Below are 23,552 nucleotides of genomic sequence, written 5' to 3'. Positions count from 1 at the left end.
GGCATCATTGGTACCATTGATGGTCACTTTAATAGTGGATGGTGTGCCATCGACAGACGTTACCGTAAATGATTCTTCAACCTTGTCGCCGACATTAAGTTGGTTAAATGCACTGTTAGCGGTGAACACCCAGTGACCATTGGCATCAATGGTCAAGTCACCATGGGTGCCCGTAATGGAGTCTGGCGTAAAGGTGTTATCCGGATTATCAATGTCGGTGCTAATTAACGTGCCTGAAGTCGTTACCGCAGAGTCAGTTTCATCGACGGTCACAGTGGCACTGCTAACCGTTGCGGCGTCATTGGTGCCATTGATGGTCACTTTAATAGTGGATGGTGTGCCATCGACAGACGTTACCGTAAACGTCTCCTCAACCTTGTCGCCAACGTTGAGTCGGTTGAATGCGCTGTTGGCGGTAAACACCCAGTGGCCATTGGCATCAATGGTTAGATTGCCATATGTGCCTTTGATCGAATCAGGTGTAAAAGTATTGTTTTGATTATCAATATCAATACTGGTTAGCGTACCTGAAGTTGTCACTACGGTATCAGTCTCATCAACATTTACGGTGGCACTGCTAACTTTCGCAGCCGCATTATTCGAAGTCGACGGGTTGATTGGTGTATGGTGTGTTGTTGTCTGAGAACCGTGAATCACTCCCTTCGGAGGCAGCGTGGTGTGTTGCTCAAAATTGTGACTCGTTGTTTGGTTATGTGGCGATAGATGGTGCGAAGGAGTAAGCGGAGTACTCTTAGCGTCTTTAGTTAAGTTTACTTGCGAATGTTCTTCTGGTTGGGCTGAAGAAGGTGCTTCTGGATTTAATGAATCTTCCGTGTTTCTCGGTTGATGCCCCAAATCACTTGCTTGGCTTGAGTTTTCTTTAGATTGAGTATCTAGTATGTTCGTTGTGCTTGCTTGTTCATCTGATGGTTCAAGATGTAAGGATGGGAGAATTAGCATCGGACTGTTAGACAGCGGCACTCGCACCCTTGAAATTGAGAATATTTTGATGCTTTTTTTCTTAGTTTTATTTCGTTTGTCATCAATTTGAGTCTTAGCGGGCTGTTCATTTCTGCGCGCCTTAGTACCAACTTCGTTCTTTTTCATAAACCTAACCTAACTGTCCTTGTATCTTACTGATTAAAGAACAGGAATTACGATTTCGCTACTTAAATACGACTTTTTAAAAGGTATATTGGTTCTAAAAGAATGCAGCGTCAAAACGCCAAAGGTAATGGTTCTCCAATGCTGTTAGTTGACTGTGGAAGCGGTATTTATTTCGAGTTCTATTTGCCTCATTGTATAACGAGGTTAGTTTGATAGACGCAGGTACATCTTGTCAGTTAAAATTAACGTTCGCGGCTGCACATTGATATCCGTTAACCCACGAGAAATACGATGATTGTAGAAAATGTGCTTCCTGAAAATTACGCTGAAATGCTTAATGTTTGGGAAAATTCAGTCCGAGCAACTCATGACTTCATAACAGAAGAAGATATTGAGTTTTTTAAGCCTATCATCATGGAACAAGCCTTTCCTGCTGTTACCTTAAGATGTGTGAAAAATGAAAGCGGCTCTATTGTTGGATTCGTGGGAATTCACGAATCAAAGATTGAGATGCTGTTCATTTTAGATGACGCAAGGGGGCAGGGAGTGGGTAAAGCGCTGTTGCAATATGCTATTGAGCATTTAGGCGCAACCCAAGTTGATGTGAACGAACAAAATCCACAAGCGGTAGGTTTCTATCAGCATATGGGATTCAAAGTTGTATCACGTTCACCACTAGATGATATGGGAAAACCTTTTCCGATTTTGCATATGACACTTTAACGCTCGGTTGTCGTAAACCAGTTTGTTAGAAGAAACGCCCAAAGCTAATAACTTGGGGCGTTTCCGTATGTGGAGACCAAAAATCAAGCGTGTAGTTGACCTTTATTTAGTCATTAATAACGCAATATTGAATCTGTTGCTTTATCTAAAAGTAATGAAACACAGGCGGCTCATGCATCAAAAAGTTCTGGTGAGAAATGTTCCATGCATATGCTCCTGCTAAGGTGAACACAAGATAATCACCTATGTCGATGTACTCAATGTTTTGGTTTCGAGCGAGTACATCTTTTGGTGTACATAACTGACCAACTAAATTGGCAGTAGTGTGGTGGATTGGGTTCGAAATCGTTGAGTGCTGCTGATTGTGGACGACGGCAAAAGGGTGATCATGGTTTTGTGCTGCTGGTGTACGGAAATGATGCGTGCCGCCACGAGCAATCACAAAGTTTTCGCCCAGATTATGTTTGATGTCTAACACTTCCATCACATAGTAGCCGCACGGCGCAGATATATATCGTCCACACTCAAAGCGTAGTTTCCAATCTTGCATGTGTTCTTCAGCGATTAAGAATTCTAATTTGTCGCAAAACTCTATCCACGGGAAATGTTGGCTAGGATCTTGGTAATTGATCCCCATGCCTCCACCGAGGTTAATAATGAGATCTTCTAGCGAGTATTGTTCTTTCCACTGTTTAACCACTTGGAAATAACGTTGAACGAGTGCTAAGTGACGACCAACATCGAGTTGATGTGACATCAGGTGAAAGTGGAAGCCTTTCAACTCTATTAGCGGGAAATCACGTAGATACATGATGGCGTTATCCAATTCAGCTTCATCGAAACCAAATGGAGTCGGCTTTCCGCCCATGGCTAGCTTGCTGAGCGTGATGTCACCAATATCGATATTCATGCGCAGAAAGACGGAAGCGGGTCGATTCAACTTTTGTGTTAAAACTCCAATGCGCTGAAGTTCTGTAATACTTTCTACATGGATGGCATCCACATCAAGTTGTATTGCTTGTTCTAATTCGCTTGGCATCTTCCCTGGACCACCAAAGATCAGCGGTTTATTAAGCTCTTGCTGCTGAAGGTGGCTAAGTTCACCGCCAGATGCCGCTTCAAACCCATCAACGTAAGGCGCCAAGGTGCTCAAGATTGGTGCAGAAGGGTTGGCCTTTGCGGCATAAAACAACTCTACGTTTTTGGGTAATACATGACGCATCTGCTTGATGTGCTGTTCAAGCGCATTAATGTCATATAGGTAAGCGCATAACGGCTGATTCTGCTGGTTCGCGAGTTGTTTTATTTCTTGCTCGATGTGAGAAGGAAGCAGAGTTGGCTTAGTCATGATTTTCTCCAGTGTTTAGAGTCGCCCACGGCGTCGCAATTAGCGTGTACCCCGACTCTTTGTCGGCGTTTTGCATCAAGCGAGTTGTAAAGTTGTTCTTACTTGGGAAGAAGCCGCCATCAAGTAACGCAACTAACTCTGGTTGCTTGCCATTGATTGACTGCCATCGAACAATGGATTCTTTCAATAGTTCCCACAACGTCTCTTCAAGTTTGGCGTCTCCCTCAGCAATAAAGAATATGGCCTCACTGATGTTGTTAATAAAGGTGCAGTAACCAATGCGATTCCAACCTTGCTCTCGACTGTAGTAAACCGATTGTCGAGCTCGTTCTGAAAGCTGTTGTAATGTCTCTGAAGGCCAAAATTCAGGTAGCAATTTTGTACCTTCTAAATCACGAATCCACACGCAACATGGCATGCCTTGTTCAAAACCAATCAGCGTGTTTTGTAGATGAGGTTCGAATGCGACTCCATGTTTGAAGTAGTAGTTAAACACGCCTGGAACCAAGCAATGCAAGTAGCGCTCAAACCACAAGGTTGCGACACTTTCATACTGGCTTTGTGTTGCTTTTGCTTTGTGTTTTAGCTGGGTAGCTATACAGCTATTTCCTTCTCGATCATAGGCAAACAGCGAACCAGCCAACGTCGGTTGTAGAACGTCGGTTTCACTAAGTGTGAAGTTCTCGCGATACAAAATGCCAAATGATTCACGAGCTTTTATGATGTCGTTAGGCTCTTGCCCTGCGATAGATTCTAGATTGAGTGTTGTTGCGTATGGCTCACTCATCACTTTGAATATGGGGTTACGTAGCTGCTCGCTCTCTTTTATCGAACGTAGAATTGAGGTTAACTGAACGGCACTGTCGAGTTCATACCATGCATTTTTGCGAACACAGTTGGTCAAACGTACATTGATGGAAAACTTAGCAAACCATTCCATATCTGGGTGATAGAGAGTGCGCACGGATGAAGTGGGTAACAGTTTGTCTCCACCTAGGCCTAATGGTGTAATTTTTCCTTGTTCAATCGCACGTTGAACTGCTGGGTTTTGTAGAAGTGTGTAGCTTTCCCATGGGTGGCACGGATAAAGTAATTTTGATTCTGAATCACTTTCTTTTGGGGCCAATTGTTCGAGCATCGCTTTAGGTGATGTACGCGTATCTGAGCGTAATATATCCAGTAAAGCTGCCTCCACCTCAAACCAATACAGAGGCACCTTCGCGCCAACTTCCGGAGAGCAAGCAAGTAAATCATCCATACTTACACCAGAACGACTTTTCGGTGTCGGGTGAAAAGTGTGTCCCCAGAGGAGTGACTGTTCTGACGCGATAAAGGCATTATGCTGCTGGAGTGTACTGTCGGCGTTTAGGAATTGCTCGGTGACCAGCAAGCTGTTCTGCATTTGTTCGATCAACTCATGGTTGAAAGGGATCATTAACACTTGTTTAAGGTAATTGAGCAACAGTGTTAGGGTTTGGGTTGCGTCTAATTTTGACCAGCCAGCACCAGCCGTTTTCGACCAAGGTGAATCTGAAAGTTTTACCTTTCCTAGGCTACTGACGTATTCAACAGGCAAGACTAACAAGCCACTCTCTTGCGTCTGATTTTGCTGAGGGAGATGTATTGCCACACGTTGTTTGGCCGTAAAGTTTCTTTTTAATGTCTGCGGCAGTGATGCTGAGCTGAAGCACCAATCTACTTGCTTGTTCGGTATCGCGTATTCACGCAGGTAGCAGTTCACTACGCCCATGATGGTAGTTATTTGGGCTTTTTCTTGATTGAGCTGAACCTGACTGTAATTTATTTGCGTCTTGTTTTCAGCTCGGTTCTCAGTTGGATATGAATGATTGTTTAACATGTCGATGTCCAAATTTTGAAAGAATGATCATTGCGATAGCAGTACTAAAGCTGATCAAAGTAGAAAGTAAGAAAGGAACCTCAAGCCATCCCAAGCTTGATATAAAAGACGCGCTTAACCCTGCTGCAACACCCCCCCATTTAGACATGGCATCAAAGCGCGAAAATATCTTGCCACTTTGTTGTCGGTCGATTTGGTTGGCTAAAGCTTGATGTAGCCCTTGGTAGCAACAGACCATACCAAGTCCAAAAACAACTCGAGCGATGATCAGCGTTGTTTGGTCAGGTATTAGGTGCATCGCTGTACTGACTGAGATCAAGCCAAAACCAAGGTATAAAGTAGCAAGCGGATGACGACGGTTGAGCCATTCTGAAAACAGATGAATCTTTCCGGCAAAGAGTAAATAAACACCGTGTGGGAGGGCGTATAAAAAGCCTATCCACGCTTGGTTTGTCACTCCGTATTGCTGCACAAAAGGTGAGAAATAGGGGAAAGTGACGACCATCGAAAAAGCAAAGCAGAACTGTGCACCGAACACCCAGTAGAGGTTGTGTAACGGCGTGTGTGTTGTTTGTTCTCTTTGACTCGTTATCTGGTCTTTTGCTTTTTTCTCTGCATCCGATTTCACTAAGTGATCAGCAGGGAGCGTGAGCGTGATTGCCAATGCTAACAAGGGTAAGGCAGACAACCACAGATACGCATTCAGCGGGCTTGTGTCTGATAATGTCCAACCTAGGCCGATGGGCGCGACGATCAACGCTAAACGTGCAGAAAGCTGAGTCTTATTCAGTGAAGTGCCGAGGGTCTTTGCGTCTTTAATCTGACTTGATAGGTAGCTATTCGAAGCGGCCATAGTGCCGCCAAAGGTTCCTTGAACAATAAGACCAAACACAAACATCGTTAGGTTATCTGCCAAACCACACAGAGCGAACCCTGCGGCAAGCCCTAGCTGTGCTCGTAATAGAGAGCGACGTTTGCCAAATTTATCAGCAAACTGCCCCCAAAACCGCGCAGCTAACGCAGTACAAAAGGTTGGCAAAATAAATAAAATGCCTGCCCAATCTGAATCGATATGTGCGCCAAGTGTCGGTAACACCATAGGTAAAAACAGAGGCATACCTAAGGCTGCAAATGCCGCGATGAAGTGGCAGAGCAGCACACAATAAATGAGTCTGGTCATGGTGGGTTAGTTCACGCTCTGTTTGATGGATTCTAAGTAAGCGTGTTGTGCTTCTTCACTGGTAAGTAGTAAGAAGTTCGGAGCCGATAACCCATAAAATTTATTGATATCGCTAGCACCGGAGGCTTCTTTCGAGAGCAAACTGCCTGAACTCAATAAATACTTGGCGTACAGGTTCGGTGATTCAAATAGCATCTTGTTGGCTAGTGTTACGTCGTGACCTTGATTACTAAGTTGCTCTAGCTGTTGAGAAAGGCTAGTTGCCACTATTTTGTAAAGGTCAGCCGATGGCGCAATAGCTTGTGCGGCCATTGCTTCAACAATCGCCGCAATATCGAGTTGTAACGTGATGGTAGTGAACATCTGACCAAGAGCCAGTTCATCACCTACTTTTATACGCTGATCCAGCAATTGTTCGCACTTAACCGGTGAGAGGTGTTCGAAGTTTTTAAATCGCTCGGGCCAAATCCGCGCTGCATCATTGTCCTTCATCGCTAAGGTCATGTTTCCATGTCCATCGAACGCGATAATGGCGTTCTGTTGGTTGGACTCCAATGCAATGCCGTATTGAAGCCACAATCTCAGATGTACTTTTGAAAGTAGGTCAACGTAATCCTTAAACCAAGCTAACGTGTCATTGTGATAATACTGTTCGGCGAGGTGCTCTAAGAATAAGCGGCCATCGGGCATTGGGCTAGCCAACGCGGCAACGGGAACGAGTGCTTTGTCTTGCGAATGGTTCAATGGATATTCACGTACGATGTAAGCGAAGCTCTTGTCATCTCCTACGTGTCCACCGTGTTTCTCATTGCAATGAAATAGCGTGCCTTGTAAGTCGGCATCATTTTGCTCTAAGTGCGTTAATAGGCGTTCAAACCAGTGTCCATCATAAAGAGTTGAAGGCTTGATTAAGCGAATGTTTTTGGTGCCTAGAGAACGCATGATAAGCGGTACTTTGATGTGAATATGTGGTGCAGAATTCACGACAACGGTGCGTACCGATAGTGTAGGTGTAACATCAAGGTATGGAGTAGGGGCTTCAATAATACCTTCTGGAAGAGGCTCAAGGCTTTGCAGTGTTAAAGGGTGTGCTGGGAATAAATGATGACTCAGAGCAAAGTCGCCCGGTAGACCCACTTGCTCCATGGTTGGCCAGCATGATGGCTGCGAACTGGTCAAAGTGACAAGTGACTTATCAATCGCTAGCCAACGCAGAGTAAAGCTTTGTGTAAACTCTGGCGCATATTTCTCGAGATCTGTATCACTCAAACCAAATTTTGCGCGAGCGGTTGGATAATAAGGGTGATCAAGGTAAGACGCGATTTGATCAGCGCGCAGTAATTTTTGGTTCCAATGCTTCAACTGAGAAATCGGCTGCATCAATGACTCAGAATGTTGTTGGAAAGCGTTATCACATAGTGCTTTGTGTGCCTCTGCACATTCGAGTTCTTGTAAGTAACCATCTAGCAATGGGTGGGAGCTTTCATGTGCACACGTTTTTAGTAATTGAATCCAATCATGATAGTCATGCTGAAGTTCAAACTGGCCCTTTTTCTGGATTAGCCAACCACTACCATCTACCCCATTTGGAGAACCGTATACCCAGCGTTGCATGTAGTAACTTGGAGTGACGGGTAAGTAAAGCGTGAAATCAGAATGGGCAAAGATAGCCCATATTTGTTCACCCAGGTAATTCGAAATTGTAATGCTGGCAGGCGCTTTGGCTGTGAACTGACTTTTAGACACTAAGCCGAATAGGTCTTCACGAAGGCACGTATCGATTAGTCGCTGGGTTAGGTATGAAGCGTTGCAACTCATGCGTTCACCTCACTGTTTGACGTTAGATTGAAGCGAGAAATAGTGCGTTGAAGAGCAGCATCTAAACTTTGTCCTGACGGTGATGCTATAGAAATTCGTGCTAAGTAATCTTTGTTGGAAAAGCTTTGTAGAAAGGTCTCACCAGGGTGTTTGAGTACCTGCTGCTGTGTGACAACATCGCCATCTTGATGAATGAAAGACGTAGATGTCCCCTCGATGACACCACTCTGCTTCGCCACAACATAGTGGACATTTGCACTGCCACTTATTTGGAATGAAGGATCTAGCTTGCTGCCGAGGTGCAGACTTAAGATGGTGCTGAACCACTTTCCACCACTTAGATTGTCGAGTAGGAACTCACGACCATCTCCAATACTGCGATAGTTGATTTCAACTAATACTGGGCCTAACTTTGTGATAATAAATTCACTGTGACAAACACCGAAGCCTACGCCAAATACCTGCAACTGTCTCACACACTCATTCTTGAATTGAGTGCTGTTGCCGCCATTCCAAGTCGCAGCAGTTTCAATAAAGAACGGAGGTTCTGAGAGCTCTACATCAAACCCACCTAGTGCAGTTAAGCTTTCTCCGTCTCCCAAGGTTTCTAAAGTGATCAGCGGACCCTGCAAAAAATCTTCAACCAAGATTGGGCTAGTCGGGTGTTTCTGCCAAAAGCGCTCGCAATAACTTTCTAGCTCACTTTTAGAGTTACAACGTTGGACGTCTATGCTTGCCACACCTTCTTTAGGCTTGGCGACGACAGGAAAAGTAAAATCAAACGCAGAATCGGTGTCACGATATAGCAATTCACTTTGGACATTGGGAAGAGACTTTTCATTCAGTACTTGACGAGTGAGGTGCTTGTTCTTTGCTTGCAACGTTACGGTCCAATCTTTTGCCGGTAGACCAAAGAACTGAGCGCAGATAGCGGTCGAAGTTTGCAAGTGATCACTGTTACTAAAAACAGCACTCGGTTTTATGTTTTCTTCTGTGATGGTCTCGATAAGTTCGAGAGGATTAAATACATCACACTCAAGAATTGCGTCAGGGCTAAAACGCTCGTCATCGTTACTCACTCTTAGGTGGCTGAGTTTGTGATCCGTGATCAAAATGACGCGAAGGCCCATCGCTTTTGCTGTCGGTACGAAGCCGTGAATGACCGCATCATTCACGACATGGCTTACGATAATAATCGTAGATTTCATGGGGCTTTCCTAATTTTCCAAATGTTTTTTATTGCCCGCTCACAAGGTGCTTCAAATTGCCTTTTTTTGATTTATAAGAAGGCATTAATCGCTATGTTATTGTTTTTATTGACTGTTATGTCATTAGCGTTGTTGCATATTGCTAAGCAAATATAGATGAAAAAATATATATTGCAAATATAAATGATATTTGTTTTCATTCGCACCGTAGTGGTTTTATAAACAAAAACGGAATTAACAAATGAACATAAGAATGCCCCTATCTCCACTAGCTCTGGCTATTGGCGGAGTGCTTGCGAGTGTAACTGTCGTACCAGCTGTAAGCGCAAAAGAACAAGTTGTAGCGGACGAAACGCTACAAGTTATCGGACATCAATACGAAGGATATGCGGAACATATGCCTCAGTCTGGTACCAAAACGGATGTTGAATGGCTAGACGTGCCACAGGCCGTGTCAGTGGTTACTAAGACTGAAATGGAAGACCGCGGAGCGGTACGTTTAGTGGATGCACTCGATGGTGTTGCAGGTGTAAATAATACCCTCGGCGAAGGGAGTCGAGACCAATTTGTCATTCGTGGTTTTGATGCGCTTAATGATATGTATCGCGATGGGATGCGTGACGACGGGACTTTACAGTCTTATCGAAGCCTAGCAAATATCGAGCGTGTTGAAGTCGTCAAAGGCCCTGCTGGTGCACTTTATGGTCGAGGTTCTGCTGGTGGTATCATCAATCTAGTCACGAAACGTGCTAACGGTGATAACTTCACCAGTGTCAAAGGCAGTGTTGGTAGCAATAGCCAATTTGTAGGGCAGCTTGATAGCTCTATGGCGCTTTCAGACAAGGTTAATGGCCGTATCAATGTAGAGCATCGTCAAGCAGATTCTTATGTCGATCATGTTGATTCCAATGATTTCTTTATAGCCCCAACGATTCGAGTGATGCCTTCTGACGGACACATTATTGATCTCGATGTCGAATACGCTCACCAAGAGTTAGTTCCGTATCGTGGCGTTCCGTCAAAGGATGGTAAACCTGTTGACGTTTCTGAAAGCACTTTTTATGGCGGTACTAACGATTATCAAGAATCTGATAGCCTCCGAGTTGCAATAAATTATGAATGGCGTCTAAACAGTGACTGGGTATGGACAAACCGTGCAGCATACAACCATATTGAGCTGGAACAAAAGGGTACTCGTCAAGGAACGGTGACAGGCGATCAAGTCTCTCAAACCGTGAATAATTTTGGCTACGACCCACGTACCACGACTACATTGCAATCGGAACTCGTTTGGGAAACCGATTCTAATCAGATGATGATAGGCGCGGATTTCAACCAGATTAATATTGACCTTGTCCTAGCCAGTGACAAAACGCTTCCATCTCAAGACATTTACAACCCTGTAGTGGGCCCTACGCCCGATCCTGGCTTCAAGCCTTTCCGCGACAATACAACAACGACTACCGGCGTTTACGTTCAAGACGTTTACACCTTAGGTGATCTTTCGTTGATTGGTAATGTGCGTTACGACTCGATGGAGCTTGAACAACAAAAGGCAGGTGCTGCTAAAGAGAACCTTGACGACAACAAAGTAAGCTACCGTGGTGGTCTGGTTTATCGCCTTACCGATGATATGTCTATGTATGCAAGCTTAGCTCGTTCATGGCAGTTGCCTTATTCAGGAATCTATATCAATCCCAAGCTAGCGGAATTTTTCCATACAGATCTTCAAGAAATAGGTGCAAAAGCTTATTTGCTAGACAACGCACTGATGCTCAACGCTGCGATCTTCCAAATTGATCAAGAGCAACCTCAAACCGATACCAATGGTGACGTAATTAGCAAGATTGAAGCGCGTCACAAAGGTATCGAGCTAGAAGCTCGCGGTCAGATTACAACTCAATGGGATGTATCGGTTGGGTATAGCTACCTTGATGCAGAAGACAAAGATACAGGTAAGAAGCCAAACGACGTATCTGATCACTTGTTCTCACTTTGGAGTACCTACCAGCTAGACGATAACTGGCGCTTAGGTGGTGGTGTTAAATACGTTGGCGACCGTTATGCAGGTAACAATGAAGCCGTCGCTTTAGGTGACTACACCACAGTCGATTTGATGGCTGCATACACTACGGGGCGTCATAAAGTTCAAGCGAATGCTTACAACGTTTTTGATGAAAAATACATTTTGGGTGCAACCAACGGTACGTCTGGCACCAACCAGATTGGAAACGGCGCACCTGCTGAATTCATGCTTAGCTACGGATACCAGTTCTAATAGTTAGCTCAATTCTACAGCTATTTTTTCCGCTAATTAGCGAATAGTTGACCTTATTTTAGGTCGTTTTAGCCCAAAGGGTCAGAGTTAACTATGAAGAAATATAAAGCTTTGACCCTAACCTGCCTACTTAGGAGATCTCCATGCTTTACCAAGATTTGGATGGTAACCCACAAATGAAATTGGACAAGAATGCGCAAACTCAAGCGCATCATAAACTACGTTTGAGTGTACTTGCAGTTGCTGTTGCTTCTGTGACTTCAACTAACGTGTTTGCCGCTAATGAAGCTCAAACCACGACAATGGAAACCGTTGTCGTAACGGGCAGTATTATTGGTAATTCTGAACTAGAAGACGTTAAAGAGTACCCAGGTGCTCGTACTGTACTTACTCATGAACAAATTAAGAAAACTGGCGCACTTTCTATTGATCAAGCGTTTCAAAGTGTACCTGGTATTAAAGTTCAAGACGAAACTGGCACAGGTGTTCTACCTAACATTTCAGTGCGTGGTTTGAAGGCGAGTCGAAGTGGTCATGCTCAGTTTCTAATGGATGGTGTACCGCTGACTCTAGCGCCTTATGGCCATACTGGACAGTCAATCTTCCCAGCGACACTTTCGATGTTGGATCGTATCGATATCGTGCGTGGCGGTGCGGCTGTGCAATATGGACCAAACAATGTGGGTGGTGTGATCAACTTAGTGACCAAACCAATTCCTCATAAATGGCAAACTGAAGTTAGCAATCGTTTAACTGTTTTCGAAGAAGGTGATGCTCCTTTAAATGATTTGTATCTGCGCACGGGAGGCTGGCTAACCGATACATTGGCACTTCAAGTTGAGGGTAACTTCTTAAAAGGTGAAAGTTTCCGTGAACACTCAGACACCGATGTGAAGAATTTCCAAGCGAAACTGCAGTGGTTACTGAGTGATACACAAGAGCTACAAGCATTCATCCAACGCTATGATGCTGATACTCAAATGCCAGGTGCTTTATCACCAGACGACTACAAAAATGATCGTACACAATCCAAGCGACCGTATGATGAATACCAAGGTGAATCGACGCGTTGGAGCATAAAATACCTACATGACCTTAACCTTGCCGATAGTTCAGAGCTTGAGATTCTAACCTTTGGTCACCATTCTGAACGTTTCTTCCAGTGGGGCTTTAACAGTGCGGGCGGTCACTGGGCGGATCCTGCATTGCCATCTACTCATATTCGTACTTCACCTCGTGAGTTTTCTGTTTATGGTGTTGAGCCTAAATTGGCGATGTACTTTGACGGAAACACCGTAACGCAAAATTGGATAGTAGGCGCGCGCTACGTGAACGAAGATATCGATTACAAACTTACCCAAACGCCGATTGCTGGTGGCGCTACGACCACTCCACGTGATTGGCACTTAGATACAGATGCATTCGCAGGCTATGTAAGCAACGAAATTGGTTTGTTTAATGACGTGTTAAAGGTAACCCCAGGCATTCGTTATGAATCAATAGATATGGCATTTAATGACCTCGGTAATGCGGAAAAGACCAACAACAAAGTGACCGAATGGTTACCTGGTTTGACTGTAGCTTACCATCTTACTGAGCAATGGGTGGGATACACCAATGCTCAAAAATCTTTGCGTGCACCACAGATTGCTTACATCCGTGGTAAAGGTGAAGAGGGCAGTGAGCTCGCATGGAACTACGAGTTAGGTGCGCGTTACAACCAAGAATCAACCAGTTTCAATGTGGCGCTTTACCGAATCGATTTCGAAGATCAGCTTCAATGGCAAAGTGCGACCCAAACTTTTGACAATATTGGTAAAACACTGCACCAAGGTGTTGAGCTTTCCGGCCGTTATACTCCTGAATCACTTCAAGCTTTGAGTCTAGGCGCTGGGTATAACTACCTAGATGCTACGATTGAAGAAGCGGGTGCAAACAAAGGTAATCAACTTCCTTATACATCCAAACATCAATTTAGTTGGGACGCGACTTACGCATTTAGCAAGTTAGACACAACGCTATCTGGTTATTACTTCAGTGAGTCATATTCTGACAATGCGAACACGAGTGCCGAAGATGCAACGGGCGCAACGGGTAAAGTACCGTCATACATGGTATGGAACTTTAATCTAGGTTCCGATCTATACAAGGACGACAGCAGCAAACTACGTATGAACTTTGCGGTTAACAACTTGTTCGATGAAGACTATTACTTCCGTGGTATTGATACTAGTCCGGTTGGTCGTTATCCAGCTCCTGGACGCTCTTATACCTTGGATCTGAATTACCAATTCTAATATGTAATTTATTGAAATTTAATATAAACAAAAGTCGCCAATACGCTTGGCGACTTTCACGGTTCTAGCGTTAGAGGATAATTTAATATGGGAAACGACTTTCAACCAGCTTCGATAATTACACAATATTCAATGAATAGATTATGGATGAGTCTTGCTGTATTGATGATGTGCTTAATCTCATTTTCTGGATTGGCAAAAACAAGAGTGATCCAAGATGAGCAGGGCCAGTTTGAGATTAACACTACGCCACAACGCATCGTTGTTCTGGAGTTCTCATTCGTGGATGCATTGGCGGCGGTAGATGTTTCTCCCGTTGGTGTCGCTGACGATAATGATGCTACACGGGTGATTCCAGCAGTAAGAGAGTTGGTTGAACCCTGGCAGTCGGTTGGTATGCGCTCTCAACCTAGCCTAGAAGCCATTGCCATTCTCAAACCAGATTTGATCATCGCAGATGCTGAGCGTCACCGTACTGTCTATCAAGATTTGCAGCGAATTGCACCGACTTTGCTATTAAAAAGCCGAGGCGAAACGTATCAAGAAAATTTGGAATCAGCGCTAAAAATTGGTGTCGCTCTTGATAAGCAATCAGCCATGGAGCAACGAATTCGACAACATCAACAAGCCATGCTCGAATTCAAGAGCCATTTCTCTCTGAAGCAAACCGTTCAGTTTGCTGTCGTATCGGACAAAGGCATGTGGCTTCATAGCCCTGCATCCTATGCCGGAGGAGTACTGACAACATTAGGAATTGCGAGCCCGATTGAAGAGCCAACCGAAAAAGCGTATTTGCCAACGAGCTTTGAGTTGCTGCTAAAAACCAATCCGGACTGGCTGCTATTAGGCGCTTACTCGCATCCTAATGTGGTCAACGATTGGGAGAAAAACCCGTTATTCAACCTAATGACTTCAGCAAAAAATAGTCAAGTTGTTGAAGTGTCACCAGCACTTTGGTCATTAAATCGAGGCATGCTAGCGGCTGAACAGATGGCGAAAAATCTAGAGCAGATCTTGGAACGATCATGAGAACGATATTGACCTCTAGCGGAAAGCGAAAGCTGACAATATTACCGTGGCGAGCCACTGTATTTACGTTGTCAGTGTTGTGTTTGATGCTATCTGGCTATGCGGCTTCGATGCTGGGATGGTCCAACTTTTCTCTGACTCTTAATGACTTAGTTGGCTATTGGTTTGCCTTTGATACGAGCAATATGACTCATCAAATTTTGGCGACTCTGAGAGCGCCAAGAGCTTATGCTGGGTTATTGATTGGAGCCAGCTTAGCAGTTGCGGGCTTATTGATGCAGGGCTTAACAAGAAACCCACTCGCGTCTCCTTCTATTCTTGGTATTAATTCTGGTGCAGCCTGTTTTATGGCTTTAGCTGCGATAGGCGTGCCTATTGTCAGTGAATTCAATCCAATTCTAAATGCTGTTATCGGTGCTTCGTTAAGTGGCGGTGCTGTGATGATCCTCGGTGGCTTTTTTTCCGCACGATCTCACCCGTTGCGCTTGGTTTTAGCGGGCATCGCCATTACGGCATTATTGATTGGGTTGACTCGAGCAGCATTGATTCTTGCCGACGATATGGCTTATAGCGTGCTGCATTGGCTTACAGGCTCATTATCTACCGTGGATGACGAACAATGGCGAATATTGTGGCCGCCCATAATTGTTGGGCTAGGGTTAGCTATTAGCTTGGCGCGCAACCTTAATTTACTGGCGCTTGGTGAGGAGATTGCGGTTGGGCTAGGCAGCAACATCCGGCTTACGCGATTCATTTGTAGTGTGACCATTGTTTTGCTGGCGGGAGCGAGTGTCGCTATTGCCGGGCCTATTGGCTTTGTCGGATTGTTAATTCCCCACTTAGTTCGCCCTATGGTTGGGCATAATTACCATGTGTTAATTCCCGTTTCCGCGATGGCAGGTGCTGCATTGGTATCTTGGTCTGACGCGTTATCCAGAGCGATTGCTTTCCCGACAGAAACGCCTGTGGGTGTCATCACTGCTTTACTGGGGACACCTTGTTTTGTTCTCATAGCTACGAGGAAGTCTTAATGCACCATAATGCGAAGCTATTGTTGTTACTTGGGCTATTGATGTTGATGGCCTTTTCTGGCTTGTTTGTTGGAGCTGCGTCACTTTCTATTTCTCAAGTGATGGAACACCTGATCGCTTTTTCTAATGACGATTTTGTTATCCAACAGTATCGGTTGCCACGTATGTTACTTGCAATCAGTGTCGGTGCAGGGTTGGGGCTTTCAGGCGTGTTAGTTCAAGGGGTAATACGTAACCCTCTGGCGTCTCCTGACTTGATGGGAATTAGCGCCGGAGCAGGCCTTGCTGCAACAGCGAGTTTGGTTTGGTTTCCGAATGCGCCAGTAAGCTTGCTTCCTATATTTGCGATGTGTGGTGGTGTTTTTGCGGCTGGATTGATTGCCTTATTGGCATGGTGGTCCCAGCCAACACCGGCCAAACTGGCATTAATTGGTATTGCGGTAAGTGCGTTTCTGGCCAGTTGTATTGATTTCTTACTCGTCACTAACCCTATCGAGATCAATACAGCCATGGTATGGCTCACAGGTAGCCTTTGGGGTAGGAACTGGCAGCAAGTCCCATTTATCTGGGGGGCGTTGGTTTTACTATTACCAATGGCATTATGGCTTGCTTGGCGATTAGACGTGTTGGGACTTGGTCAGGAAAGTGCTACTACCTTGGGTATCAAGCCAAAACAAATTCAGGTTCTCGCATTGTTGGCCGCTGTATTACTCGCAAGTGTCAGCGTGTCAGTTGCCGGGACAATCAGTTTCGTTGGGTTATTGGCGCCCCACTTAGCGCGTTTATTGTTTGGCCACAATCATAAGTTGCTAATCCCTGCGTCTGCTTTATTAGGGGCCATTTTAGTCACCTGCGCAGATGCACTCGCACGAGGTTTGAACCCTCCAATCGAACTGCCTGCAGGCGTGCTGACGTCAGTGATTGGCGCACCTTATTTCATTTTTCTTCTTTATCGTTATCGAGGTTGGTAACCATGCTAAAAACGCAGAACCTTTCCGTCGCGTACGGCAAACAAACGATCATCCCAGACCTCACGGTTTCAATTCCTAAAGGGAAAATTACCGCATTGATTGGCCCCAATGGATGTGGAAAATCCACCTTGTTAAAAACCTTGGTAAGAATCAATAAACCAATGTCAGGTGAGGTATTGTTTGAAGGTAAACCATTATCAAGTTATGGCGATAAAGCGCTTGCACGTTCTTTATCGCTTCTGCCACAAATCCTAGTTAGCCCGGAAGGAATTACCGTTAGAAAATTGGTCGAATATGGACGTTCTCCTTATGTATCTCACTGGGGAAAGTTAGGAAAAGACGATCAAACCATTGTTGAGCAAGCGATGCGTGATACAGGCGTACTTGAATATGCTGATAAGCCAGTAGAATCCTTATCAGGGGGACAAAGGCAGAGAGCGTGGATCGCTATGGTGATAGCACAAGATACGGACATCGTTATGCTTGATGAGCCAACCACGTATTTAGATATGTCGCATCAGGTGGAGTTAATGAATTTGATGCAACAAATGAACGCCAAAGGTAAAACGGTGGTAGTGGTACTGCACGATCTAAATCAAGCGTGTCGTTACTGCGATCATTTGGTGGTGTTAGAGCAGGGGTGTGTTGTGGCAGAAGGCTCGCCCGACGAGGTGATGACAGAGGCGTTACTTGATGGTGTGTTTGACCTAAATGCGAAAGTATTCCGCGATCCGATTTCAAATACGCCGATGTGTGTAGCTATTTAGGTGTTTTGGGAAGCACACTGTGGCGCTCTATCAAGTCGACACCTATGACTTAGTCTTAATCATAGGTGTCATCTAGAACCAGTCTATTTGTTTAATTCTGCCGCGGTATCCACGAAGATACCTTGGATGTCTTTCGCTTCACGTTCTGTTTGACCACCGTGTTTTAGGAACGCGTCGATGATTGCTGCGGTTTTTTGCTCTTTTGCGCGCTCTAAGAAGTAACGCAATTCTAGCTCTGCACCTGCGTCTTCATCTTTGATAGAGGTTGCGATGATCTCTTTGTACATCACGATGTCACGCACTTCTAGTTGGCTAATCACGCCCAATGTTGTTGCCAAGAACCCATCCAACTCTGCTTTAGGAACAAACTGAGTAATGATGTTTAACTGTTCTGCTTGTTGTGCCGTAAAGTCGTTACCAAGAAGCAGTGCTTGAAGCGATTTGTTTTTGCCCATGCGACGAGCGAACTGCACCGCACCTTGACCACCCGTTGGGATGTTGACGTGAATCTCTGGCTGAGCAAATGCTGAGTTCTCTGTGCCGTAAGCCAAGTCACACGCCATCACAAACTCATTACCGCCGCCACGAGCCACACCATCAACCACAGCAACCGATACTTGTTTCATCGCTTTGATGTTGGCAATCATGTGGTTGAATTCAATTGATGCTGCCTGACCACCTTGTGTGCCGTTGATAACGTTCAAATCTAAATGCGCCAAGAAGAAAGACTCATGAAGCGATTTGAATACCACTACTTTCGTATTGCGGTCATCTTTAAGTGATAGGACAAATTCGTTGATTTCATTAATCAAATCGATAGTCAGTACGTTCACTGGTGGGTTGTTAATTTCAACAGTAGCGATGCCGTTTTGTGTTGTGATTGATAGAGTTTTCATTGCTGTTTCCTCAGCGTTAGTAAGGTCAGCAGACCTCGGTAACGCGAATTTATTGGTTTGGTATTGAGGAGGTTCGTCTCTCTCCCGTTGTGTGCAGCTACTATAGATTTGTTATAAGATGAGAAAAATAAGCTAAATGGCATATAATTGGTGCCATAAAAGCAACAATGGTTTTTTAGGGTAAGGCGTTATGGATTTCTCTAGTCGTTTATTGCTGTTACTTGAGGTGGTCGAGCTTGGCTCGTTCACTAAGGTATCAGAACAGAAGAATGTGGATCGTTCGGTGATCTCAAAACAGATCAGCCGTTTGGAAGAGGAATTGGGCGTTCGATTACTCAACCGAACCACGCGCTCCTTATCATTGACGGCTGCTGGGAATGAAATGGTCAACCAAGCTAAATCCCTTCGGTCACTTCTCAGTGATACTCACCGTTTGGCGCAGAATTATCACGAAGAGCCTCGCGGTGTCTTGCGCATTACCAGTTCGACCATGTTCGGACGTCAATACGTTCAAGATGCGATTTCGGTGTTTCAACAGCAATACCCAGATGTGGAGTTTGAACTGCGCTTAGAAGATCGCATGGTTGATATGGTGCAAGAGGGGTTTGATATTGGTTTCCGAATTGGACGACCTAAAAACTCAAGCTTGATTACCCGTAGGATTGCGCGAAGTCGCCTTTTGATTGTTGCTGCCCCTGCGTTTTTAGAAAAGCATGGTGAGGTGAGTAGTCTTGAGAAATTGGAATCACTACCCGCTACTATCTACGCCGCTCCAGGCTTGTTATTCGATAAATTCGGCTATCAAGATGAGCAAGGTAAACAACAGCACTTTCAGCTTAATGTCGCTTATAAAGTGAATGATGTGGAAATGTTGGCAAGAAGCGCTGCAGGAGGAAATACGCTTGCTGTGGTGACTGCACAAATGGTTCAAGACGAAATCAAACAAGGCAAGTTGGTGCCGATCATGACGCATTTGAACATTGATGATTTTGGCACCTTCTATGCCGTGTATCCGCACCGAGATGCACCGATTAAAACCAAGTTGTTTATTGACACACTCAAATCCATTGTGGGAGAAGAGACACCCATTTGGGAAAAGAACATTCCAAACTTCGACAAGATGTATGGACGTTAACTTGAAGAGATACTCAAGCTTTTTACCCCATACCAATTTTATTTAGCGTAAGTTCTTGTGATTATGCCATATGGTCCAGACTCATCTTTTAAATAGAACACCGGCCAATAGTGGAGATTGAAAGGTACTACCTAGACAGCTTACTTTGGTTCATTCTTTATCAAAACCATCAACAATAATAGCTCCCATTGACGCTGGCATAGCAATGACGATAACTCGTTTTAAAGCAACCAACGGAGAATCAAGCACAGGGAGCTTATCGATGCATAACAACACCAAAGCGACGACCATAATTGTCAATATATAAGCAATCACGATACGTGAGATAAACTCTATGACTCTGCCGTTGATATTTCTTTGGTAAACGCTCTCGAAAGCGTAAATTGACAAGAACAAACACGACAGAAGAAAAAGCAACGCGAGGTTTGCTGTTGGTAAACTTTCGCCTAGCTGCCAAGCTTCCTCTGAAAATGATATAGGTACCGCGAGAGCGAAAGCGCCCACAAAGATTTGTCCTGCATCTTCAAGGTTAAAGCTCTTTGACACGTGGCCTCCCAAGCGTTAGCACATTTGTTCTTTAGAACGAGGGTTCAATGCGGCATTACTTCGCGTCTTGCGGGGTATTACGCGGAGAGCCTAGCTTCGTTTAGTATACAGTAGGAATCTGTTCTTGCTCTTGCAATTACTTATCTTCGAAATTTTGACCTAGTCAGCGATTGACAAGCTTGCTAGCTATTGGGTGTGCTCGAACACAATATCTTGCATAGCATGGCCTAACGCATCATAACTAAATATCTTTATTCAAATTGGACTATCCAAAGACGGGGCGGCTGAATTATTCTGGTAAAGGGTAATCGCCACCAATTTTACACACTAAGCTTCCCACCATAGCTTTTTCAAATCGAATGGTACCCTTGGCGTCTGAATCCGCTGTATTCATCTCGCCATCAATCATGTGATTGATTTCCTGAGCCGCTTCGAGTGGAACCAACCAAATACAAGCTGCAAGTGAACATGCCTCAGATGAAGGTTGGCAGCCCGTTTCAGAGCTTCCTCTCACCCATGAACTGTCTTTTTCTTTTAGCAGGATCTGTGTCGCGATATAGTCAGGATGGCTAATGTACTGGTCACCTCCAATCCAGGTGTCCTCGAATGGTAGGTATGGTCCTTGCCACGTGGATAACCCAGGATTCTCGATGAGGTTGTTGATATTCAAATACCCGTAGTTAGCGTCAGTATCTAAAGTAATAGGTGGCAAACTACCGTTATCGACGGCATATTGGTGCGTTGCATCTAACACTTGGTCAAGGTAGTTGATGATGAGCTTTGCTTCTTCAGTCTCAGACACATTGGAACTGAATGCTTGGCAACCGAGTAGACTAGCCGCAATCAAAGCAGCGCTGGCTACCGCAATTTTCAATTTTGTCACTCGAACTAAAGGCACAATTAAAATCCTGTTATTTGTAAAGCTGTGGCAAAAGGGAGGTATATATTCAGAGCGGTGAATTTATATCAGAACATACCTAAAATTGTCACAAGTTTGTAATTAAACAGCGAATTTGCACTTACTTAACTATGCCAGTAAGTTAGTCGTCAATGACAAAACAAGGTGTTTAGGATTGATGGAAAACATAGAGGTATTCTTAGTTAACGCATTTACCAAGGATGGAAGCGGAGGAAACCCAGCGGGTGTCGTTCTAAATGCTGATCGTCTCAACGATGCGGATAAGTTACACATCGCACAGATTATTGGTTACTCAGAGACAGCGTTTGTAAGTAACGATGTAGAAGTGGACTTTGAAGTCTCTTTCTTTACGACCACTGGTGAGGTCGATTTTTGTGGCCACGCTACGTTGGCGACATTTTCTGTATTACATCAGAAAGGTTTTATCACTGATGGTCAATATCGCCAGAGAACCAAAGCAGGGGTATTACCTGTATCGGTCAACGTTCTGGGTGAGGTCATCATGGAGCAGGCTTTACCAACGTTTGGGCGTACTTTTTCAAATTACGAAGTAGCTGGTTTAATTGGCATCGATGAAAAAGCATTGGATTCTCCGAGCTTTCCAATGCAGGTGGTATCGACTGGTTTACCTGATCTTATTATCCAAGTACCTAAAGGGTATCTCGATAAGGTAAACATCGACGAAGCCAAGCTGATTGAATTCTCTAAAGAGCACGAACTAGTTGGCGCTCATGTGTTTGAGTTATCCTATGAAACCGAAGTAACCGCAAACTGCCGAAACTTTGCCCCTTTGTTTGGTATTTCAGAAGAATCTGCAACGGGCAGCGCGAGTGGTGCACTTGCTTGTTATCTAGATAAGTATTTAGCGGCCGAACATTCACGCTCATTCGTCTTTGAACAAGGCCGCGCCATGGGTGCCTTATCGCATATCTTCGCTTCAGTAGAATCAAACGAACATGGTGTTCAAAGAGTTAAGGTTGGCGGTGTCGTGAATGTCATAGGCTCAAAGATTGTAATTCTACAAGACTAAACATCACGAAATCTTGCTCAGATAGATAACGTAAAAATGTTGCTGTTCAAGAATGCCCAGCATTCGCCGAACAACAACATTTATGGTTATTATCTATTTTATGGTAAATCGACTTATTGTTAAATTTTAATAAGTTAGAGAACCAAACGAGCTAAATTCGGAGCGTTCAATATGAGCAGGAGAATGGCTTAGTTACAGGATTTTATAGACCTAGATATTAAAAATATCATATTTAACATAATGTACGTAATATGCACCTGAGCATCGAAGCAATTTTAAAATGTCCTATAAGTTTATATGTTAGCTTTCATTCCAAACAAACTAAAAACGGGGCTTTCTCAAGTCCCGTTTATCATAACGTTTTTGTATTAAGCACCGGCTTCAAGTTCTTTTCGTACTATGGCTGCGCCAGCACTTAAGGCGTCCAACTTGGCATTAGCCACATTGCGTGATAATGGCGCCATACCACAGTTAGTACATGGATAAAGCTTATCAGCGTCGACGTACTTGAGTACAGTTCTTAGAGTCTCTGCGACTTCTTCTGGCGTTTCAATTTCATCGGTCGCAACATCAATTGCACCGACCATGACTTTTTTGCCGCGAATCAGTTCAAGCAGTTCTACTGGGACATGTGAGTTGTGGCATTCAAGAGAAATGATGTCGATCTTCGACTTCTGTAACTTTGGAAATACCTCTTCGTATTGTCGCCACTCAGAGCCAAGTGTTTTCTTCCAATCGGTGTTTGCTTTGATGCCGTAGCCGTAACAGATGTGGACAGCAGTTTCACACTTAAGGCCTTCGATCGCACGCTCTAAGCACGCGATACCCCAGTCGTTAACTTCATCGAAGAATACGTTAAACGCCGGTTCGTCAAACTGGATGATGTCGACACCAGCTGCTTCTAGCTCTTTTGCTTCTTGGTTTAGGATTTTAGCGAATTCCCACGCCAACTTTTCACGGCTTTTGTAATGGTCATCGTAAAGCGTGTCGATCATCGTCATTGGGCCAGGAAGCGCCCACTTGATCGGTTGTTTAGTCTGAGAGCGTAAGAACTTCGCATCTTCAACGAAAACAGGTTTTTGACGAGAAACCGGACCTACTACTGTAGGAACACTCGCGTCATAACGATCACGGATTTTAACGGTTTTTCTGTTTTCGAAGTCAACACCACTTAAGTGCTCAATAAAAGTGGTCACAAAGTGCTGTCGTGTTTGCTCGCCGTCACTGACAATATCGACGCCTGCAAGCTCTTGAGATTGTAATGAGACACGTAAGGCGTCTTGTTTACCATCGATTAGCTCGTTACCTTGTAACTTCCACGGTGACCATAACTTTTCAGGTTCAGCGAGCCATGAAGGTTTTGGTAGGCTGCCTGCGGTAGAAGTTGGTAGTAATTTTGACATATGTACAA

The 23,552-nt window shown here is 44.5% G+C and carries 19 protein-coding genes; 9 read left to right on the top strand and 10 right to left on the bottom strand.

Translation table 11 applies throughout. The annotated features are described in order from the left end of the window. A partial coding sequence (locus tag VFDL14_RS0123165) for a VCBS domain-containing protein (RefSeq protein ID WP_032550989.1) occupies positions 1 to 1,107 on the bottom strand: 1,107 nt, incomplete at its 3' end. A 291-nt stretch (positions 1,108 to 1,398) separates the two neighbouring features. On the opposite strand from VFDL14_RS0123165, the gene VFDL14_RS12720 reads away from it, so the two are divergent. Continuing rightward, entirely contained in the window at positions 1,399 to 1,830 is a 432-nt protein-coding gene (locus tag VFDL14_RS12720) for a GNAT family N-acetyltransferase (RefSeq protein WP_032550988.1), read from the top strand. A 145-nt stretch (positions 1,831 to 1,975) separates the two neighbouring features. Here VFDL14_RS12720 and VFDL14_RS12725 read toward each other — a convergent pair whose 3' ends face one another. Genes VFDL14_RS12725 through VFDL14_RS12745 form a run of 5 tightly spaced genes read right to left on the bottom strand, consistent with a single transcriptional unit; the run spans position 1,976 to position 9,242 of the window. Continuing rightward, complete coding sequence (locus tag VFDL14_RS12725) at positions 1,976 to 3,178, bottom strand: type III PLP-dependent enzyme (RefSeq protein WP_032550987.1); 1,203 nt, start codon at positions 3,176 to 3,178, stop codon at positions 1,976 to 1,978. After that, entirely contained in the window at positions 3,171 to 5,036 is a 1,866-nt protein-coding gene (locus tag VFDL14_RS12730; RefSeq protein ID WP_032550986.1) for an IucA/IucC family protein, read from the bottom strand. The genes VFDL14_RS12725 and VFDL14_RS12730 overlap by 8 nt, the downstream gene beginning before the upstream one ends. After that, a complete protein-coding gene (locus tag VFDL14_RS12735) occupies positions 5,008 to 6,216 on the bottom strand; it encodes an MFS transporter (protein WP_032550985.1) in 1,209 nt (402 codons plus the stop codon). The genes VFDL14_RS12730 and VFDL14_RS12735 overlap by 29 nt, the downstream gene beginning before the upstream one ends. Positions 6,217 to 6,222: 6 nt before the next feature. Continuing rightward, the gene (locus tag VFDL14_RS12740; RefSeq protein ID WP_032550984.1) at positions 6,223 to 8,034 is read right to left on the bottom strand and encodes an IucA/IucC family protein; all 1,812 of its coding nucleotides are present in this window, start codon (positions 8,032 to 8,034) and stop codon (positions 6,223 to 6,225) included. Next, positions 8,031 to 9,242, bottom strand: a complete 1,212-nt coding sequence (locus tag VFDL14_RS12745) for an ATP-grasp domain-containing protein (protein WP_032550983.1) — start codon at positions 9,240 to 9,242, stop codon at positions 8,031 to 8,033. The genes VFDL14_RS12740 and VFDL14_RS12745 overlap by 4 nt, the downstream gene beginning before the upstream one ends. A gap of 241 nt (positions 9,243 to 9,483) precedes the next feature. On the opposite strand from VFDL14_RS12745, the gene VFDL14_RS12750 reads away from it, so the two are divergent. The 6 genes from VFDL14_RS12750 to fecE all read left to right on the top strand — a co-directional run bounded on the left by VFDL14_RS12750 (position 9,484) and on the right by fecE (position 17,615). After that, positions 9,484 to 11,520 carry a TonB-dependent receptor gene (locus VFDL14_RS12750; protein ID WP_032550982.1) on the top strand — a complete coding sequence of 679 codons (2,037 nt, stop codon included), beginning with the start codon at positions 9,484 to 9,486 and terminating at the stop codon, positions 11,518 to 11,520. A 143-nt stretch (positions 11,521 to 11,663) separates the two neighbouring features. Further along, a complete protein-coding gene (locus tag VFDL14_RS12755) occupies positions 11,664 to 13,817 on the top strand; it encodes a TonB-dependent receptor family protein (RefSeq protein WP_032550981.1) in 2,154 nt (717 codons plus the stop codon). A 147-nt stretch (positions 13,818 to 13,964) separates the two neighbouring features. After that, positions 13,965 to 14,846 (top strand): Fe(3+) dicitrate ABC transporter substrate-binding protein, encoded by an 882-nt coding sequence (locus tag VFDL14_RS12760; RefSeq protein ID WP_408695680.1) that lies wholly within the window; start codon positions 13,965 to 13,967, stop codon positions 14,844 to 14,846. Further along, a complete protein-coding gene (locus tag VFDL14_RS12765) occupies positions 14,843 to 15,877 on the top strand; it encodes a FecCD family ABC transporter permease (RefSeq protein WP_032550978.1) in 1,035 nt (344 codons plus the stop codon). The genes VFDL14_RS12760 and VFDL14_RS12765 overlap by 4 nt, the downstream gene beginning before the upstream one ends. Continuing rightward, positions 15,877 to 16,848 (top strand): FecCD family ABC transporter permease, encoded by a 972-nt coding sequence (locus VFDL14_RS12770; RefSeq protein WP_032550977.1) that lies wholly within the window; start codon positions 15,877 to 15,879, stop codon positions 16,846 to 16,848. The genes VFDL14_RS12765 and VFDL14_RS12770 overlap by 1 nt, the downstream gene beginning before the upstream one ends. Positions 16,849 to 16,850: 2 nt before the next feature. Next, positions 16,851 to 17,615, top strand: coding sequence for a Fe(3+) dicitrate ABC transporter ATP-binding protein FecE (fecE, locus tag VFDL14_RS12775; RefSeq protein WP_032550976.1), 765 nt, complete (start codon positions 16,851 to 16,853; stop codon positions 17,613 to 17,615). Between the two features lie 83 nt (positions 17,616 to 17,698). Here the strand turns inward: fecE and VFDL14_RS12780 are convergent, their stop codons facing one another. Continuing rightward, positions 17,699 to 18,511: an enoyl-CoA hydratase/isomerase family protein gene (locus VFDL14_RS12780; RefSeq protein WP_032550975.1), complete on the bottom strand. Its 813-nt coding sequence runs from the start codon at positions 18,509 to 18,511 to the stop codon at positions 17,699 to 17,701. A 190-nt stretch (positions 18,512 to 18,701) separates the two neighbouring features. Between VFDL14_RS12780 and VFDL14_RS12785 the strand changes: the two genes are divergently transcribed. Further along, entirely contained in the window at positions 18,702 to 19,646 is a 945-nt protein-coding gene (locus VFDL14_RS12785; protein WP_032550973.1) for a LysR family transcriptional regulator, read from the top strand. A 150-nt stretch (positions 19,647 to 19,796) separates the two neighbouring features. On the opposite strand, the gene VFDL14_RS12790 is transcribed toward VFDL14_RS12785, so the two are convergent. Further along, complete coding sequence (locus VFDL14_RS12790) at positions 19,797 to 20,192, bottom strand: DUF2391 family protein (protein ID WP_152549234.1); 396 nt, start codon at positions 20,190 to 20,192, stop codon at positions 19,797 to 19,799. A gap of 289 nt (positions 20,193 to 20,481) precedes the next feature. Beyond that, positions 20,482 to 21,090 carry a type II secretion system protein gene (locus VFDL14_RS12795; protein ID WP_419177363.1) on the bottom strand — a complete coding sequence of 203 codons (609 nt, stop codon included), beginning with the start codon at positions 21,088 to 21,090 and terminating at the stop codon, positions 20,482 to 20,484. A 178-nt stretch (positions 21,091 to 21,268) separates the two neighbouring features. Between VFDL14_RS12795 and VFDL14_RS12800 the strand changes: the two genes are divergently transcribed. After that, the gene (locus tag VFDL14_RS12800) at positions 21,269 to 22,141 is read left to right on the top strand and encodes a PhzF family phenazine biosynthesis protein (RefSeq protein ID WP_032550971.1); all 873 of its coding nucleotides are present in this window, start codon (positions 21,269 to 21,271) and stop codon (positions 22,139 to 22,141) included. 368 nt (positions 22,142 to 22,509) lie between these two features. On the opposite strand, the gene VFDL14_RS12805 is transcribed toward VFDL14_RS12800, so the two are convergent. Beyond that, on the bottom strand, positions 22,510 to 23,544 hold the full coding sequence (locus VFDL14_RS12805; RefSeq protein ID WP_032550970.1) for a methionine synthase: 1,035 nt from the start codon (positions 23,542 to 23,544) through the stop codon (positions 22,510 to 22,512). Positions 23,545 to 23,552: the final 8 nt, after the last annotated feature.

The organism is Vibrio fortis, from assembly GCF_000695685.1.
In the GTDB taxonomy this organism is placed as follows: Bacteria; Pseudomonadota; Gammaproteobacteria; order Enterobacterales; family Vibrionaceae; genus Vibrio; species Vibrio fortis_A.
The sequence above is the reverse complement of the archived record's forward strand: the minus strand, read 5'-3'. Positions and strand labels throughout refer to the sequence as shown.